This window comes from Kitasatospora sp. NBC_01246 (genome assembly GCF_036226505.1).
In the GTDB taxonomy this organism is placed as follows: Bacteria; Actinomycetota; Actinomycetes; order Streptomycetales; family Streptomycetaceae; genus Kitasatospora.
In genome coordinates this window covers 2,038,134-2,053,548 of record NZ_CP108484.1, presented here as the reverse complement: position 1 = coordinate 2,053,548, position 15,415 = coordinate 2,038,134, and the positions used below count along the sequence as shown (strand labels likewise).

Genomic DNA, 15,415 nt, shown 5'->3' with positions numbered 1-15,415 from the left:
GGAGGAGGCTCGCGGTCGCCGACGCGATCCGTGGGAACGGGCGGTGACCAGGCCGGAGTTGCGGCGGAGGAACGGCCTGCGCGGCCGGTGGCGACCCCTGCCCGAAGGCGCCGGGCGGTTGCCCTTTCGGGCAACCGGGGCATGAGCGGCCGCCGGGTCGGCGTTGGTGACGGGGATGGCGACGGCGCTGGAGCCAGTGGCGGGCCGGGGCGGGGGCGGGCCGGGAGCCGGCCTGTCCGGCGCCTAGCGGGCGTGGTCCTCGCGCCGGGCGTGGTCGTCCGACGGGCGGCCCTGAGCGGTGCCGGTCGGTGGGGCCGGGTGGTCGGCCGGGGTCTGCTGCGCCGTCCAGGCCAGCAGTAGCCGCAGGGCGTCCTCGGACGGACTGCCGGGCTCGGGCGCGTAGGTGATCAGCGCCTGGGCCGGGTCGTCGGCCGCCCGCAGGGTCTCGTAGGTCAATTCGAGCGTGCCGACCACCGGGTGGTGGAAGCGCTTGACCCCGGACGTCTTGTCCCGCACCGGGCGTTCGGCCCACCAGGTGCGGAACTCCCGGCTCTTCATCGCGAGTTCACCGATCAGCTCGCGCAGTCGGGGGTCGTCGGGCCGGCGGCCCGCCTCCATGCCCAGATGGGCCACGTTCCCCCGCGCGCACTCGTCCCAGTCCGCGTACAGGGAACGGGACTCGGGGTGCAGGAAGGTGATCCTGGCGATGTTGCGCGCGGCGGGTTCCAGGGCCGCGAAGTCTCCGAACAGCGCGCTCGCCGCCCGGTTCCAGGCCAGCACGTCCATCCGCTGCCCCATCACCAGCGCGGGCAGCTCCGGGAGGGACCGCAGGAGGGTCCGCAGCATCGGCCGGACGCGCTGCGGCTCCTCCGCCGCCGGCGCGGCCCGCCGCGTGGCGGCGGCCGGGCGGGCGATCCGGTGCAGGTGCCGGGTCTCCTGCTCCTCCAGGCGCAGCGCCCGGGCCAGCGCGTCGAGCACCGCGGGCGAGGCGTTGCGGACCCGGCCCTGTTCCATCCGGGTGTAGTAGTCGACGCTGACCCCGGCGAGTTCGGCGATCTCCTCGCGGCGCAGGCCGGCGACCCGCCGCCGGGCGCCCGCGCCGGGCAGGCCGACCTCCTGGGGCAGCAGCCGGGCGCGGCGGGAACGCAGGAAGACGCCGAGGGCGGTCGGGGAACTCATGTGCCGATTCTGGCCGACGCGCCGCCGTCGTGCCTGGTCCTGTCAGGACCAGGCACGACGATCGGCCGGGGCGCGGCGGTCGTGCGGGGGAACCGGTCGGTCGGCCCGGCCCGCTGCCGGGGCGTCGCCGGCCGGGCGGCCGTCGGCCCAGGTCAGGGTGGAGACGAGGGAGCGGAAGGCCGCCCGGTAGGTCCGGGGGCTGGTCCCCGTGTGGTGCTGGAAGTGGTGGCGCAGGTTGGCGGGCGTGCCGAGCCCCGTGCGGGTGGCGATGCGTTCGACCGGCTCGTCGCCGCGCTCCAGCAGGCGCTGCGCGAGCTGGATGCGCGCGCGGAGCAGGTACTGCAGCGGCGGCAGCCCGGTCTCGGCCCGGAAGCGCCTGGTCAGGCCGCGGACGGTGAGTCCGGCGTGGTCGGCGAGGTCGTTCAGCGTCAGCGGCCGGTCGAGGTGGGCCTCCAGCCACCGGAGCGTCGGCCCGAGCCGGGAGCCCCCGGGACCCGGTGCGCGAGCGGTAGCGGTGGTGGCCGCCGACGCGGTGGTGGCCGCCGCCCCGCTGGAGGCCGCCGGCCCGGCAGGCCCGTGCAGCTCCAGGAAGACCTGCCGCTCCGTCTCGATGGCGACCGGCTCGCCGTGGTCCAGGGTGATCAGCCGCAGGCAGAGGTCGACCCCGCCGAGCACCCCCGCCGCGCTGTGGAACGGCGCCGCGTCCGTGACCGAGCCCTCCGGGTCGACCTCGATCCGGGGGTGGCGCCCGGCCAGTTCGGCCGCGTACCGGCGGCCGGTCGCGGCCCGCCGCCCGTCCAGCAGCCCGGTGGCGGCGAGGGTGAACGTCCCCGTCCCGATCGCACCGATCCGGCTGCCCCCGGCCGCCGCGGCCCGCAGCGCGTCGACGACCCCGGGCGGCGGCTCCGCACGGAAACCGTCGTGGCCGGGCACCAGTACGGTGTCCGCACCCGCCAGCCCCTCCAGGCCCCACGGTGTGTCGAGCCGGAACGGTGCCGGCGCCCCCGTCGTACGGAACCCGGGGCCCGCGCAGTACCGCACCTCGTACCCGACGTGCGGGTGGTGGCGCGCGGCGGCGCCGAAGGAGATCCCCGGCGCGGTGAGCTGGTGGCCCGGTACGCCGTCGAGGGCGAGGACAGCGATCACTGGCATGTCCAGAATTTAGCCGAGGGTGACATCGGAGCCGCTGTTCCGGGCGCGGGCCGGTGCGAAGGATGGGCGGTACGCGGCACCCGCACCGCCGGGGCGTCCGCGCCACTCCTGATCCGAACACCCGAAGCGCGCTCACGCGCACCCCGAACGAAGGACCTGCCATGCCCGCTTTCAGCTCCCTGGCCCGCCGAGCGGCCCGCGTCGCCACCGTCGCCCTGGCCGCGACGGTGTGCGCCACCGCCATGACCGGCAGCGCCGGAGCCATCGTCAACGGGACGGACGCCACCGGGCGCTACCCGTACATGGCCTCGATCCCGATGTCGGCTCCGACGCAGGGCCTGGCCGACGGTGTCTGCGGCGCGACACTGATCCACCCGCAGTGGGTGCTGACGGCGGGCCACTGCCTCGACCCCGAGATCGGCGTGGTCCTGGACGGCACCGTCCGGATCGGCTCGGACCGGCGCACGTCCGGCGGCACCGTGCGCACCATCGAGCGGACGATCACCCACCCCGGCTACGGGATCGGCACCGGCGGCGGCGGAGCCAACCAGGACGACCTCGCGCTGATCCGGCTGGACCGCCCGGTGAGCGAGCAGCCCGTCCGGATCGCCGACCGCGCGGCCCGGCCCGGTACGCCGACCCGGCTGCTCGGCTTCGGCAGCGTCGCCGACGTGGACACCCCGCAGCGGGCCGAGTTCGCGAACCGGCTCCAGCAGTTGGAGACCCGCCGGGGAGCCGTCGACGAGTGCGCCCCCGGCCGGGCGGGGTGGCTGCGCCTCTGCACGGTCAGCCAGGTGCCGGGCGCGATGGCCTGCTTCGGGGACTCCGGCGGCCCGCAGCTCCAGAAGGGCCGGGGCGGCCGCTGGGAACTCGTCGGCACCACCTCGGGCGACGGCGACACCGACCCGACCTGTTCGACCGGCCCGGGCCTCTACACCAGCGTTCCGGCGTACGCGGACTGGATCCGGCAGACGATCCACCAGAACAGCTGACTCCCGGCGGCGGCAGCGCCGGGCGCTCCCGCCGCCCGGCCCCCGGCCGCCAGGGCAGTATGGGAACGCCGCCCCACCGGTCGCCGAAGAGTCGAGGAGAGCTGACCACGTGGCACGAACCGAGTTCTACGACGATCCCGGCGCGCCGGAGCCGAACCGGCTGGTGGTGGCGGCGTCGGCCGTGGTGACCGACGAGGAGGGGCGCGTGCTGCTCCAACGGCGCGCCGACAACGGCCTGTACGCGCTGCCGGGCGGCATGATGGACCTCGGTGAGTCGCTTCCCGGCACCGCGGTCCGGGAGGTCCGCGAGGAGACCGGGCTCGTCGTCGAGATCACCGGGCTGGTCGGCACCTACACCGACCCCCGGCATGTGATCGCCTACTCCGACGGCGAGGTGCGGCAGCAGTTCAACGTCTGCTTCACCGCCCGCGTCACGGGCGGGGAGCTCCGGATCTCCGACGAGTCGACCGACCTGCGGTTCGTGGCTCCGGACGACATCGGGGACCTGCCGATGCACCACACGCAGCGGCTCCGGCTCCGGCACCACCTCGACCACCGGGCGACGCCCTACCTGGGGTGACCGCCGGGACGGTGGCCAGGCCGCCCCGGGCTTCGGGTACATTCCGGGTATGTCGGTCATCGCCGTCCTCGTGCCCGACGGGCTGCCCGGACACCACCTCACCACGCCGGGGCTGGTGTTCGGGACGGCGGCACGTGAGCACCCGGGGGTCGCCTACGAGGTGCGGTTGTGTGCCGCGCCCGGGCCGGTCGGGATCGGCCTGCCGGCGCCGCTGGGCATCACCGTCCCGCACGGGCTGGAGGGCCTCGCCGACGCCGACATCGTGCTGCTGGCGGGGCGCGACGGCGCCCCGGCGGAGCCGCCGTCCGAGGTCCTCGACATGCTGCGGGCCGCCGCCGCGCGGGGCGGCCGGATCGGCGCGATCGGCACCGGGGTGTTCACCCTCGCGGCCACCGGCCTGCTCGACGGCCGGCGCGCCACCACCGGTTGGCGGCACACCGCGGAACTGGCCCGGCGGCACCCCCGGATCGAGGTCGACCCGGTCGGCGCGGCGGTGGCCGACGGCCGCTTCCTCACCTCGGCCGGGATCTTCGGCGGGCTGGACGTCTGCCTGCACCTGCTGGCCCAGGACCACGGGGAGCGGACGGCCGGCGAGACCTCGCGGGAGCTCCTCACCCCCCTGCTGCGGCACGCGGACCGCGTCCAGGAGGGCATCGACCGCGAACTCGCCGACAGCGCGGGCCTGGAACCGACCCTGCGCTGGCTGAAGGCCCGCCTCCACCTCCCGCTGACCCCCGCCGACGTCGCCGCGCACGCCGGAATCAGCGTCAGCAGCCTCAACCGCCGGTTCCGCGCCCAGGCCGGCGTCAGCCCGCCGCAGTACCTGCTCCGGCTGCGCCTGGACCGCGCCCGCGAGCTGCTCACGGAGACCGACGAGCCGGTGGAACGGGTGGCGGCGCTGGCCGGTTTCGCGTCGGCCGCGAGCCTGCGGCAGCACTTCGCCCGGCTGACCGGCACCACGCCGCGCTCCTACCGCGCACGGCACCGGGCGGCCGCCGGGGCGCCCGCCCCCGGGTCTACCCCGTAGCCAGGACCCGCGCGAGCGCCGCCCGCCCGGCCGGACCCCAGGTCCGCTGCCCACCGGGGAGGCCGCGCTCCCCGGCCAGGCCTATGCCGATCAGGGAGAGGCAGCGCAGCAGCGCCCAGCCCCGGGCGCGCAGCACCGTCGCCGTGTCCACCTCGGCCGCGGTGGCCTCGGCGTAGGCGTCGAAGAAGCCGTCCGCCGCGCCTTCGGGCAGGAGCAGCCAGGCCGCCGCGAGGTCCGCCGCCGGGTCGCCGGCGCAGAGTTCGCCGAAGTCGAGCACGCCGGACAGCGTCCCGTCCGTGACGACGACGTTCGCCGGGTGGAGGTCGCCGTGCAGCCAGCGCGGCGGGCCCTCCCGGTCGGGCGCGGCGACGGCCTCCGCCCAGACCCGCCGGACGTCTGCCGCGACGTCGGCGGCGACGAGGTGGAACTGCTGCTCGAAGCCGCCGGCGGCCTCCCTGGGCGGAGCGCCCCGGTTCGAACCGGGGAACGCCCCGGCGGGCGCCTCCCGGTGGAGCGCCGCGAGGAACTCCGCGAGCACGCCCGCCGCGTGGTCGCCACGCTCGATCGGCGCCCGGTCGGCCGGCTCGCCCGGTACCCAGCGCACCACGCTCCACGGCCGGGGGAGGAGCGCGGACGGCTCGCCGGCCCGAACGTGGACCGGGATCGGCAGGGGCAGCCGCGGGGCCAGCACGGACAGCCACTCCCGCTCCTTCCGCAGCAGCTCCGGCGCCCGTTCCGTGCGGGGGATCCGTACGGCCAACTCCTCGCCGAGCCGCCACTGCTGGTTGTCCCACCCGGCGTCCACCCGGCGGATGTCCAGCCCGGCGAGGTCGGGGTGCTGCTCCCGCAGGAGTTCCCGCACCAAGGTCTCGTCGATCGCGAAGTCGGTCATGCGGGGCCCCGGGTTCCTGTGCTGTGGAGGGTCATTGTGCCCCGGGCGGGGGAGTCCGATTGCCTCGTTCGGGTGGTGTCGGGTCGATTCCCTGGCGGAGATGGTGAGTTGGGTATTACGGTGCGGCCATGACCGAGCTCGTCCGCCGTCGTCACGTCGACTACGGCCGCCTGTCCAGCGCGAGTTGTCCGCTCGACCGCTGACGTACGGCCTTCCGCGCGCGCCTCTCCCGTGCCCCGCGCTGTCGCCGTCCGGTCCTCGCCGGTCCCGTGAGCCGGCCCCGTGTCCCGAAGCGCCCGAGGCGGCCGAGCCGCTCCGGCGTACCCGTCGGTGCCCCGCGCCCGGGCACCTCCCGCGGTGAACCCCCGTCCTCACATGTCCTCGAATGTCCTGGAACGTCGTCGAACGTCCTCGAAGGAGACAGTCATGACCGAAGCCGGTGCCGCCACCGAGCACTACCTCCGCAACAACGCCGCCTACGCGGTCGACTTCCAGGGGCCGCTGCCGCTCCCGCCGGGCCGCCGGAGTGCCGTCCTGGCCTGCATGGACGCGCGGCTCGACGTCTACGCGGCGCTCGGGCTCGACGAGGGCGACTCGCACGTGATCCGCAACGCCGGCGGCGTCGCCACGGACGACGCGATCCGCTCGCTGGCGATCAGTCAGCGGCTGCTGGGCACACAGGAGATCATCCTGATCCACCACACCGACTGCGGCATGCTGACCTTCGGGGACGACGCCTTCCGGGAGTCGATCCGGGAGGAGACGGGCATCAAGCCGCCGTGGGCGGCCGAGGCCTTCGCCGACCTGGAGGCGGACGTCCGGCAGTCCGCCGCCCGGATCCGGAACAGTCCGTTCGTCCCGAGGACCGACGCCCTGCGCGGCTTCGTCTTCGACATCGCGACCGGGAAGCTCGCGGAGGTGGTGCTGTAGCGGGGTGAGCGGTCCCGGTGCCCCGCCGTCGTGCCATGTGGCGCGGGCGGAGTGTCCTTCGCGCGGGCGGGGTGCCGGGGCCGTCACCAGGCCTGGGCGGCCAGCCAGTCGGCGATCGCGCCGCCGATCGCGTCGGGCCGGTCCTCGGGGGCGTGGTGCCCGGCCGGGCCGCAGTGCTCGACGGTCAGACGGCTGATGTGCTCACGGCTCCAGGCGATCATGGCCTCGTCGATCAGCAGGGTCGGCGAGGAGTCGAAGGTCAGCAGCAGCTTGGGCACGTCCGTGCTGTTCGCGAGCCAGATGCCGTAGGCGGTCATCCGGGCGACGACGTCGGCCGGCTCGCCGTCGATCGGCATCATGCGCGGCCAGGCGAGCAGCGGGCGCCGGCTCGCGGGGGTGGGGTAGGGGGCGCGGTACGGCCGGACGTCCGGCTCGGCGAGCGGGGTCAGCACGCCGCCCGTGAACGCGGTCTCGATGAGGACGTTCTGTTCGAGGACCAGTCGCTCGCCGACTACGGGGGTGCGGAACGCCTCGAAGCGGGCGCGGGCGGGCGCGGGGAGTTCGGCGGCTGTGAGGGGCTTGAGCATGGTCTCCAGCAGGACCACGCCGCGTACCCGCTCGGGGTGGCGGGCGGCCCGGTCGAGGGCGAGAGCGCCGCCCCAGTCGTGGCCGACCAGGACGACGTCCCGCAGGTCCAGCGCGTCGAACCAGGCGTCCAGGTAGCGGGCCTGGTCGGCGAAGTCGTAGGCGATGTCGGGCTTGCCGGAGGCGCCCATGCCGATCAGGTCGGGGGCGAGGGTGCGGGCGCGGCCGGCGACGTGCGGGGTGACGCCGCGCCACAGGTGGGAGGAGGTCGGGTTGCCGTGCAGGAAGACCACGGGCGGGTGGTCCGGGCCGCTGTCGGTGCCGCCGGCGGGGGCGCTGTCCGTATAGGCGATGTGGGAGTCGATGACGTCGACGGTGGGCATAGTCGGTCGGTCCTCTCGCGGTGCCGCGTGATTCGTATGCTGCACTAACGTTCGTGGCACTAACGGTTTCGATGTGCTCCCTACCGTATGTCGTTAGTGCGACTAACGCAATGAGTAGAATCAGGGCCATGGACACCCAGGGCGCCAAGGGCCCGACCCCGAGCCGGACCCCGACCTCGACGGGCTCCGCTGCCGCCGTCCGCGACGACGGCCCGGCCGACCATCCGGCGCCCGCCCGGGTGCGCGCGCTGCCGAGCAGGCTCCTGGCGATGAACGCGATGTACGCCGACCGCCTGGTGGGCGACGGCCTCGCCGCCGAGGGCGCCCGCAAGTGGCACTTCGTGGTCCTGGTCGCCCTCGCCGAGGCCGGCCCGGCCAGCCAGTCGACGCTCAGCCGCCGCACCGGCGTCTACCGCAGTGACATGGTCGCCGTCGTCAACGACCTCGCCGACCGCGGCTTCGTGGAGCGCACGCCCGATCCCGACGACCGCCGCCGCAACGTCGTCACGGTCACCTCGGAGGGGCGTGGGTATCTGCGCCGCCTCGACGCGATCGTCGACGCGGCGCAGGAGGAGCTGCTCGCGCCGCTGAGCGCCACGGAGCGCGGCACGCTGACCGAGCTGCTGGCCAGGCTCATGGACCACCACGCCAAGGTGGCGCCGCCCGGCTCCGCCGGCTGACCGCCCCGGGCCCGGCCGGTCAGAGCAGGCCGAGGTGGTCCAGGGCGAGGTAGGCCGCGGCGGCGTCGGTCAGCTCGCGTCCGCACCGAGACCAAGCAGGCCCCGGAGGACGAGAAGCGGCTGCGGAGGACCATCACCAAGCTCTAGGAGCGGGTTACCGACCTGACGGAGGAGAACACCGGGCTGAAGGGCCAGGGCACCCACCTCGCCCTCGCGGGAGCCTTCCTGACCGACCGGTTGCGCAAGGCCGAGGAGCAGGCGCGGCTGCCCGACAACGTCCTGCGCTTCCCCAAGCACTGACCGGACCGGTCGACGGTCGGCCCGCTGGTCCCGGCAGCACCGCTGTCGGGACCAGCCAGGATCAGGCGGCGACGGTGAGCTCGCTGCGGGTCCGATGGAGGAAGTCGCGGACCGCTGTCTCGCGGCGCCAGGGGTAAGGGCGGCGTTGAACTCGCGTACGTAGTCCTTGGCCCGGCTGGACTGGACGCGGGTGAGGATGTCGACGGCTTGGTTGCCGAGTTCCAGGCCCTGGTCGAGGTCCTTGCTCTGGAGGTGGGCGGTTCCGACGATCGCCAGGCGCATCCCGACCGAGCGGGTGAACACCCCGGGCTGCATGGCGGCGGCCTGAGCGTTCCAGGCCAGGGCCTCCTTGGGCTTCTCAAGATCGCGGAAGACCTCGGCGGCGTCGGCGGAGAGCCGGGCGTGGTGATAGAAGTCGATCCACGCCGGCTCGTCGGCGCGGTCGCGGGCTCGGTCGAGCAGTATCTCCGAGGCTGCCAGAGCGGAGGCCGCCGCCTTCGCGTTGTCGTCGCGGGCATGGGCGCGGGCCTCGATGAGCTTGGTGAAGGCCAGCACCCGGGGGGCGGCCTGGCCGTTGGCGCGCGCGAAGGCGCCCTGGGTCATGTCGACAGCCTCGCTGGGGAAGCCCCGCAGCAGGGCCTGCATCGCCATGGTGGTGAGCACATAGCAGCCGAGCTGCACGTCGCCGCCGGCCCGGGCGAGGCGGAGGGCCTGGATGAAGTGGCGCTGGGCGACATCGTGCTGGCCGATGTCGAAAGCGGTCCAGCCGGCCAGGCGGGACAGCTCGGCGGTCACCGAGAACAGCTCGCGGCCCACCTCGTCGGAGAACGTGCCGGACAACAGCGGGGCGGCCCGGCGCCGGAGGCAGTCGGTGACGGAGTTTGCCTTCCAGTTGCCGCCGCCATACTTCGAGTCCCAGCGACGGGCCTCGTCGGCGGCGTCGCGGAGCTCGTCCAGGTCGGCCCGACCGACGCGGGCGCCGCCGCGGTGGTCGGCGCGGTCGTCGGCAGGGCTCACCAGCCACCGGGTCACCGGGGTCGTGAACGAGGCGACGGCGAAGCTGGATCCGGTGAGGAAGTCGCGGCGGTTCACGGAACTCCAGAACGAAGTGGCGACGCGCACGGCGTCGGCGGGCTCTCGCGGGAAATCCAACCCCAGCGCGGCGCCCGGTGTCTCCGCATCCGCCATACCGATTTCCGCCAACTGCACGGGACGGCCCAGCCGTTCGCCGATCGCCCGCGCAAGGAGCTTGGGCACGGGCCAGTCGGGGACCATGCCCCGGCGGCACCAGTTCGCGACCGAGGTATGCGTATATGTGGTGGTCAGCCCGGCCTCGTCAGCCAGCTGGTTCACGCGGTGGGCCAGCGACTTGTGGCTGGCGCCCTCGCATTGTTCGATCATCCGGGCCAGCGCGTCGTTCGGCGGCTTGGCCCGGCGGGTGGTCGACGCCACAGCGTCCCCCTCAATCCGTTCCCCGGCTGGGCACGGGGAGTCGTACTCGACTGGGCACGAGAATTCGTACGCCCGGCACCTGATGCCGGATCACCGAGGGTATTGCCTCCACCGCTCGCAGTGAACCGCTTTCACGAGTTGTGAGCCCCCCTGCGAGCCCTGCCTTCATCGGCCGTCAGGCGGTTGCCTGGTGTTCCGGGCCTCTGCCGGGACCTGGGGAAGAACCTCCCGGCGGGGGCCACCACCGATTTCACGCTCAGGGGTGACAACCAGATGTGCGGAATCGCAGGACTGGCCGGCGCCGACGCCGTCCGCCACCAGACCACCGTCGCCGCGATGGGGCTCGCTCAGCACCACCGCGGACCGGACGGCACCCGGCACCTCACCTCGGCCGACGGCCGGGCGGTGCTGTCCATGAACACCCTGCTGATCGTCGACACGGCCGGCGCCCCCGGCCCGTACCAGGACCCGGCCAGCGGCATCGTCCTCACCTTCAACGGCGAGATCTACAACTACCGGCAGGTCGCCGCGGCCTGGGGCATCGTCCTAGAGCCCGGCGAGACCGACGCCCACCTGGTCCTGCGGGCCTGGGCCAAGCTCGGCCCCGGTTGCCTGGCCGGCCTGGACGGCATGTTCGCCCTCGCCGCCTACGACCCGTGCGAGGGACGCCTGTTCCTGGCCAGGGACCGGCTCGGCGAGAAGCCGCTCTACTGGCGCCTGGACGGTGGCCGGCTCGCGTTCGCCTCCGAGGTCACCACCCTGACCGGCTACGGCGCCGCCCCGCTGGTCGTCCGCCCGGAGATGCTCAGCATCGAGACGCCCACCGGCGCCGACACCCCGTTCCAGGGCATCCAGCTCCTCCCGCCCGCCGGGCTTCTTGCCTTCGACGTCGCCACCGGCTCGCTGGTCCAGCGGACCTGGTGGACCTTGGAGGGCCTGGAGCCCTGGCAGGGTGACTACCGCACCGCGCTTGCCAGGCTGTCGACCCTGCTGGCCGACCGGATCCCGATGCGGGCGCCGGCTGGCGACTTCGCGCTGCTGCTGTCGGGCGGACTGGACTCCTCGGTGCTGGCCTACCTGATGCGGCCCCAGCTCTGCATCACGGTCCGCTACCCCGGACAGGACCGCCTCGACGAGTCCGCGACGGCAGCCGTCGTCGCCCGGGACATCGGTGCCGAGCTGGTCGTCGTCGAGCCGACCGCCGCCGACTTCGCTCGCACGCTGCCGGAAATCATGCACGCACTGGACTACCCGATGGGCAACGCGTCCACGTTCTCCGAGCACATGGCCTACCGGGCGATCGCCGAACGCGGCATCCGCGTCGCCGTCGGCGGACTCGGGCCGGACGAGTTCCTGATGGGCTACGTCCGCCACGCGCTCGTCCTCTTCGGCCCGGAGGCTGTGCTGGGCGCCGGGCTGGACGCCTACCGGCCGCTCGCGTCCAAGCTCCTTGGCGACGCTGGCGGCGCGCTGGAGCCAGCCGAGGCGATCGTGAAGCTCATCCTGCGCGGGCAGGACCCGGACGGCCGCCTACGGGAGGTTGTCGCCGACGCCCTCCGCCGGGCCGACGGGGACCTGGCTCGGGGGCTGACGCTGGCGGACCTGGCCACGGCCTGGCGTCCGCTGGTGATGACCTCGGACAAGCTGGCCTCCGCCTTCGCGCTGGAGCGACGCTCACCGTTCCTGGCACGGGACCTGGTCGAGTTCGCCTACCGGCTGCCGGTCGAGCACAAGATCGCCGATCCGGCGGCTGGGAAGCGGATCCTGCGGGACGCCGCGAAGGCCCTTGGACTGCCCCGAGAGGTCTGGGGAAGCCGGGACAAGCTTGGCTTCGCCTCCCCGGTCCCGAGCTGGCTGTCCGGCCCGCTGGAGCCCTGGGCGACCGCGCAGATCTCCACCGCTCTCGACCAGGCCCCCGTCTCGCTGCGGCCGCTGCTGGCCGGCGGCCTGAAGCCGGGCGGGCGGTTCGACCGCACCCGCATGCAGGCGCTGATGACCGCGGCCTGGTTCTGCGACCACGCCCTCACGACGGCAGCATGACGCATCGTCGGCTCACTACGGTGAGCGCATGGACCCCCAGACTCTCCCCACCGAGCCGTCCGCCGCCGAGCCGCGCGGAGCGGTCGCGATCATCACCAACCGGCGCGGCGAACTCCTCCTGCACCTGCGCGACGACCTCGACGGTGTGACCTGGCCCGGCCATTGGAGCCTCCTGGGAGGCGGCTGCGACCCCGGCGAGCGCCCGACCGAGGCGATCGTCCGCGAGCTCGACGAGGAAGCCGGCCTGGCCGTCGACGGCGGCCTGGCCGAGCTGTTCGAGACCCGGGACGTCCACGGCTCGGGGCAGATCATCACCTTCTTCGCCGGCTCCTGGGACGGCGACGAGACCGCGCTGCCGCTGGCCGAGGGGGTCAAGCTCCAGTTCTTCGCCCCCGAGCACCTGCCCGTTCTGACCATCCCGCCGTTCATCCGCGACGGCATCCACCGCCTCCTGGCCGCCCAGCCGGGCGCCTGACGCCCCCGTCCTCAAAGGGGGTTGGCGCGCCTGGCCGGGCGGCCCCCGCCCCCTTGGAAGGACACGTTCGTGAAGCTCACCGTGATCGGCTGCGGCTACCTCGGCGCGACCCACGCCGCCGCAATGGCCGAGCTCGGCCACCAGGTCCTCGGCATGGACACCGACACCGACAAGGTCGACGCCCTGAACAAGGGCCAGGCCCCGTTCGTCGAGCGCGGCCTGGATGACCTACTCGGCAAGCACACCGCCGCAGGCGCTCTGCGGTTCACCGCCTCCTACGCGGAGGCCGCCGCCTTCGCCGACGTCCACTTCCTGGGCGTCGGCACCCCCCAGCAGGACGGCAGCGGGGCCTACGACCTCACCCACCTCCACACCGCCGTCCGCCAGCTGGCCCCACGGCTCGGCGACGGCGCGCTGATCATCGGCAAGTCCACCGTCCCGGTCGGCACCGTCGCGAAGCTGCGGCAGACCCTGGACGAGCACGTCCGCGCCGGGGCGAGCGCCCGCCTGGCCTGGTCGCCGGAGTTCCTGCGCGAGTCCTTCGCCGTCCTGGACACCCTGGAGCCGGATCGGATCGTCCTCGGCATCGAGGACGGAGACGCCAGCAGCGAAGCCGTCTTCCGGACCGTCTATGCCGACATCCTGGCCACCGGCTCCCCACTCATCGTCACCGACATCCCGACCTCCGAACTGATCAAGGGCGCCGCGAACGCCTTCCTCGCCACCAAAATCTCCTTCATCAACGCGATGGCAGAGCTCTGCGAGAAGACCGGCGCCGACGTCCAGCAGATCGCCCTCGCCCTGGGCTATGACCACCGGATCGGAGCCAAGGGCATGCGGCCCGGCCTCGGGTTCGGCGGCGGCTGCCTGCCCAAGGACCTGGCCGGCTTTATCCACCGCGCCGAAGAACTCGGCGCCGACACCGGTCTGCTCCGCCAGGTCGCGGCGATCAACCGGCGCCGGCGCGAGCACACCGTCGAGCTCGCCCGCGAGGCCCTCGGCGGCACCGTGATCGGCAAGCGGATCGCGGTCTGGGGCGCCGCGTTCAAGGCCCACACCGACGACATCCGCGACTCCCCGGCCCTCTCGGTCGCCGACGCCCTCCAGCGGGCCGGCGCCGAGGTCACCGTCCACGACCCCGCCGCGATGGAGAACGCCCGCAGGGCCTACCCCCAGCTCGACTACGCCGACGACCCCACCGGGGCCGTCACCGGCGCCGGGCTGCTGCTGCACCTGACCGACTGGACCCAGTACTCCGACGCCGACCCGGCCGACCTCGCCCGGCACATCGCCGTCCCCAAGGTCATCGACGCCCGCGGCAGCCTCGACGCGAACCGCTGGCGCGCGGCCGGCTGGACCTTCCGCGCCCTCGGCCGCCCCTGATCCGCACCGGCCACACGGCACATCCACAGACTCCCGGCCCGGCCGCCGCACACGGATGCACGGTGGCTGGGCACGGGCCTGGCACCACCCGAAACAGGAGGTCAAGGAGGAGCACCATGAGTGACACCCTCACCAGGTCGCGCGGCGCCGACCCGCTGGCCGGTGCTTTCTCCGAGTTCGCGGCCGACCTCGCCGCCCCTTGTCCCGGCAGCGGCGTCGCCCCCATCAAGCCGAGCGCCTGACCCACCACACGTGAGTGCCCCGAGCCGTCCGGACGGCTCGGGGCACCCCCACATCCGCCCTGCCTTGCCCCTGCCGACGGCCGGATTCTGCCGGGCGGTGGGACGCAAATAATCTGAACACTAGAACTTGACAGGGGGCTGCCCGACCGGCTGGATCTCGCCCCGGTAGCCGGTCTCCTCCAGCAGTTCCCGGGCGATGGCCTCGGCCGGGAGTTCGCCCGGCTCCAGCAGGCCACCGGGCAGCTCGTACAGCACCCGGCCGGGCCCGGGCCGGTACTGGCGGGGGAGGACGACCCGCCGGTCGGGAGTGAGCGCGAGCACCGCACCGGCCGGGCTTTCGCGCTTCAGGTAGAAGTCCGCCCGGCTGCCGTCCGGCAGTTGGAAGTCGACCCGGTCGACGGATCGGCCGAACTTGCCGAAGACGGTGGCGCGTTCGAGCTCGCGCCAGGGTGGGGTGGGGGTGTCGGTCGCCATGGCCAGGACTGTACGGCCCCGGCCGGGTGCCTCGGCGGACGACGGCGAGCGGGTGCACGGTGGCGGGCGCGCGACGGCGGGTGGCGGGGGCGGGCAGGATGGGCGGATGGACACGGTGACGATCAGCGACGAAGACCGCCGGCTCCTCGGAGCCTGGACCGCCGACTGCGCCGAGCGCGTCCTGCCGCTGTTCGAGGCGCGGGCCCCCGCCGACACCCGCCCGGGCGAGGCGATCGAGGGCATCCGCCTCTTCACCCGCGACGGGAAGCGGACGGGGCGGCTCCGCGCCGTCGCCCTCGCGGCGCTCGCAGCCGCGCGTGACGTCGCCGACCCGGCGGCCACGGCGGCCGCCCGCGCCGCGGGCTACGCGGCGGCGAGCCCCTACATCCACCCGCTGGCCACCCCCCACCAGGCGAAACACGCCCTCGGCCCGGCGATGTACGCGGCGCACGCCCGGGAACTCGCGGCGGCCGGCGACCGGGCGGCCGGTGATGCGGAGATCCGGTGGGCGATCGAGCACGCACCGCCCGCCGTCGGCGCGATCCTGCGCCAGCTGCCGCCCTTCACCCCCGGCCGCAGCCGCCTGGACGCCTTCCGCGACCGCCTCGAAACCGAGCTGCGGGGCTGACCGGGGGCCCGGCCCTGGGGG

General features: G+C 74.2%; 16 protein-coding genes. 10 read left to right on the top strand and 6 right to left on the bottom strand.

Annotated elements, in window-relative coordinates; translation table 11 throughout:
* Positions 1-243: 243 nt before the first annotated feature.
* A complete protein-coding gene (locus tag OG618_RS08820; protein ID WP_329486756.1) occupies positions 244-1,179 on the bottom strand; it encodes a helix-turn-helix transcriptional regulator in 936 nt (311 codons plus the stop codon).
* 42 nt (positions 1,180-1,221) lie between these two features.
* Positions 1,222-2,331 (bottom strand): GlxA family transcriptional regulator, encoded by a 1,110-nt coding sequence (locus tag OG618_RS08815; RefSeq protein WP_329486755.1) that lies wholly within the window; start codon positions 2,329-2,331, stop codon positions 1,222-1,224.
* 161 nt (positions 2,332-2,492) lie between these two features.
* Here OG618_RS08815 and OG618_RS08810 point away from each other — a divergent pair, with 161 nt between their 5' ends.
* The 3 genes from OG618_RS08810 to OG618_RS08800 all read left to right on the top strand — a co-directional run bounded on the left by OG618_RS08810 (position 2,493) and on the right by OG618_RS08800 (position 4,930).
* Positions 2,493-3,323 carry a S1 family peptidase gene (locus tag OG618_RS08810; protein WP_329486754.1) on the top strand — a complete coding sequence of 277 codons (831 nt, stop codon included), beginning with the start codon at positions 2,493-2,495 and terminating at the stop codon, positions 3,321-3,323.
* Positions 3,324-3,432: 109 nt separating this feature from the next.
* A complete protein-coding gene (locus tag OG618_RS08805; protein ID WP_329486753.1) occupies positions 3,433-3,903 on the top strand; it encodes an NUDIX domain-containing protein in 471 nt (156 codons plus the stop codon).
* A 49-nt stretch (positions 3,904-3,952) separates the two neighbouring features.
* The gene (locus OG618_RS08800; RefSeq protein WP_329486752.1) at positions 3,953-4,930 is read left to right on the top strand and encodes a GlxA family transcriptional regulator; all 978 of its coding nucleotides are present in this window, start codon (positions 3,953-3,955) and stop codon (positions 4,928-4,930) included.
* Here the strand turns inward: OG618_RS08800 and OG618_RS08795 are convergent.
* Complete coding sequence (locus OG618_RS08795) at positions 4,920-5,822, bottom strand: aminoglycoside phosphotransferase family protein (RefSeq protein ID WP_329486751.1); 903 nt, start codon at positions 5,820-5,822, stop codon at positions 4,920-4,922. The genes OG618_RS08800 and OG618_RS08795 overlap by 11 nt on opposite strands.
* Positions 5,823-6,248: 426 nt before the next feature.
* Between OG618_RS08795 and OG618_RS08790 the strand changes: the two genes are divergently transcribed.
* On the top strand, positions 6,249-6,752 hold the full coding sequence (locus OG618_RS08790) for a beta-class carbonic anhydrase (protein WP_329486750.1): 504 nt from the start codon (positions 6,249-6,251) through the stop codon (positions 6,750-6,752).
* Between the two features lie 83 nt (positions 6,753-6,835).
* On the opposite strand, the gene OG618_RS08785 is transcribed toward OG618_RS08790, so the two are convergent.
* Positions 6,836-7,720 (bottom strand): haloalkane dehalogenase, encoded by an 885-nt coding sequence (locus tag OG618_RS08785; RefSeq protein ID WP_442906771.1) that lies wholly within the window; start codon positions 7,718-7,720, stop codon positions 6,836-6,838.
* A 128-nt stretch (positions 7,721-7,848) separates the two neighbouring features.
* Here OG618_RS08785 and OG618_RS08780 point away from each other — a divergent pair, with 128 nt between their 5' ends.
* On the top strand, positions 7,849-8,400 hold the full coding sequence (locus OG618_RS08780) for a MarR family winged helix-turn-helix transcriptional regulator (protein WP_329486748.1): 552 nt from the start codon (positions 7,849-7,851) through the stop codon (positions 8,398-8,400).
* Positions 8,401-8,469: 69 nt separating this feature from the next.
* On the opposite strand, the gene OG618_RS08775 is transcribed toward OG618_RS08780, so the two are convergent.
* A complete protein-coding gene (locus OG618_RS08775; protein WP_329486747.1) occupies positions 8,470-10,152 on the bottom strand; it encodes a sporulation protein in 1,683 nt (560 codons plus the stop codon).
* 273 nt (positions 10,153-10,425) lie between these two features.
* Here OG618_RS08775 and OG618_RS08770 point away from each other — a divergent pair, with 273 nt between their 5' ends.
* From OG618_RS08770 to OG618_RS08755, 4 genes are all read left to right on the top strand, one after another.
* Positions 10,426-12,192, top strand: a complete 1,767-nt coding sequence (locus OG618_RS08770) for an asparagine synthetase B family protein (protein ID WP_329486746.1) — start codon at positions 10,426-10,428, stop codon at positions 12,190-12,192.
* 28 nt (positions 12,193-12,220) lie between these two features.
* Positions 12,221-12,667, top strand: coding sequence for an NUDIX domain-containing protein (locus OG618_RS08765; RefSeq protein ID WP_329486745.1), 447 nt, complete (start codon positions 12,221-12,223; stop codon positions 12,665-12,667).
* 69 nt (positions 12,668-12,736) lie between these two features.
* Positions 12,737-14,050 carry a UDP-glucose dehydrogenase family protein gene (locus OG618_RS08760; RefSeq protein ID WP_329486744.1) on the top strand — a complete coding sequence of 438 codons (1,314 nt, stop codon included), beginning with the start codon at positions 12,737-12,739 and terminating at the stop codon, positions 14,048-14,050.
* 116 nt (positions 14,051-14,166) lie between these two features.
* Complete coding sequence (locus OG618_RS08755) at positions 14,167-14,292, top strand: hypothetical protein (RefSeq protein WP_329486743.1); 126 nt, start codon at positions 14,167-14,169, stop codon at positions 14,290-14,292.
* A gap of 120 nt (positions 14,293-14,412) precedes the next feature.
* Here OG618_RS08755 and OG618_RS08750 read toward each other — a convergent pair whose 3' ends face one another.
* Positions 14,413-14,766: an NUDIX hydrolase gene (locus OG618_RS08750; RefSeq protein WP_329486742.1), complete on the bottom strand. Its 354-nt coding sequence runs from the start codon at positions 14,764-14,766 to the stop codon at positions 14,413-14,415.
* Positions 14,767-14,872: 106 nt separating this feature from the next.
* Here OG618_RS08750 and OG618_RS08745 point away from each other — a divergent pair, with 106 nt between their 5' ends.
* Positions 14,873-15,394, top strand: coding sequence for a putative immunity protein (locus OG618_RS08745; protein ID WP_329486741.1), 522 nt, complete (start codon positions 14,873-14,875; stop codon positions 15,392-15,394).
* Positions 15,395-15,415: the final 21 nt, after the last annotated feature.

Coding starts and splice junctions, on each gene's coding strand:
- OG618_RS08750 (WP_329486742.1), bottom strand. CDS start 14,766: ATGGCGACCGACACCCCCACCCCACCCTGGCGCGAGCTCGAACGCGCC.
- OG618_RS08790 (WP_329486750.1), top strand. CDS start 6,249: ATGACCGAAGCCGGTGCCGCCACCGAGCACTACCTCCGCAACAACGCC.
- OG618_RS08795 (WP_329486751.1), bottom strand. CDS start 5,822: ATGACCGACTTCGCGATCGACGAGACCTTGGTGCGGGAACTCCTGCGG.
- OG618_RS08765 (WP_329486745.1), top strand. CDS start 12,221: ATGGACCCCCAGACTCTCCCCACCGAGCCGTCCGCCGCCGAGCCGCGC.
- OG618_RS08815 (WP_329486755.1), bottom strand. CDS start 2,331: ATGCCAGTGATCGCTGTCCTCGCCCTCGACGGCGTACCGGGCCACCAG.
- OG618_RS08785 (WP_442906771.1), bottom strand. CDS start 7,720: ATGCCCACCGTCGACGTCATCGACTCCCACATCGCCTATACGGACAGC.
- OG618_RS08820 (WP_329486756.1), bottom strand. CDS start 1,179: ATGAGTTCCCCGACCGCCCTCGGCGTCTTCCTGCGTTCCCGCCGCGCC.
- OG618_RS08770 (WP_329486746.1), top strand. CDS start 10,426: ATGTGCGGAATCGCAGGACTGGCCGGCGCCGACGCCGTCCGCCACCAG.
- OG618_RS08745 (WP_329486741.1), top strand. CDS start 14,873: ATGGACACGGTGACGATCAGCGACGAAGACCGCCGGCTCCTCGGAGCC.
- OG618_RS08755 (WP_329486743.1), top strand. CDS start 14,167: ATGAGTGACACCCTCACCAGGTCGCGCGGCGCCGACCCGCTGGCCGGT.
- OG618_RS08800 (WP_329486752.1), top strand. CDS start 3,953: ATGTCGGTCATCGCCGTCCTCGTGCCCGACGGGCTGCCCGGACACCAC.
- OG618_RS08780 (WP_329486748.1), top strand. CDS start 7,849: ATGGACACCCAGGGCGCCAAGGGCCCGACCCCGAGCCGGACCCCGACC.
- OG618_RS08810 (WP_329486754.1), top strand. CDS start 2,493: ATGCCCGCTTTCAGCTCCCTGGCCCGCCGAGCGGCCCGCGTCGCCACC.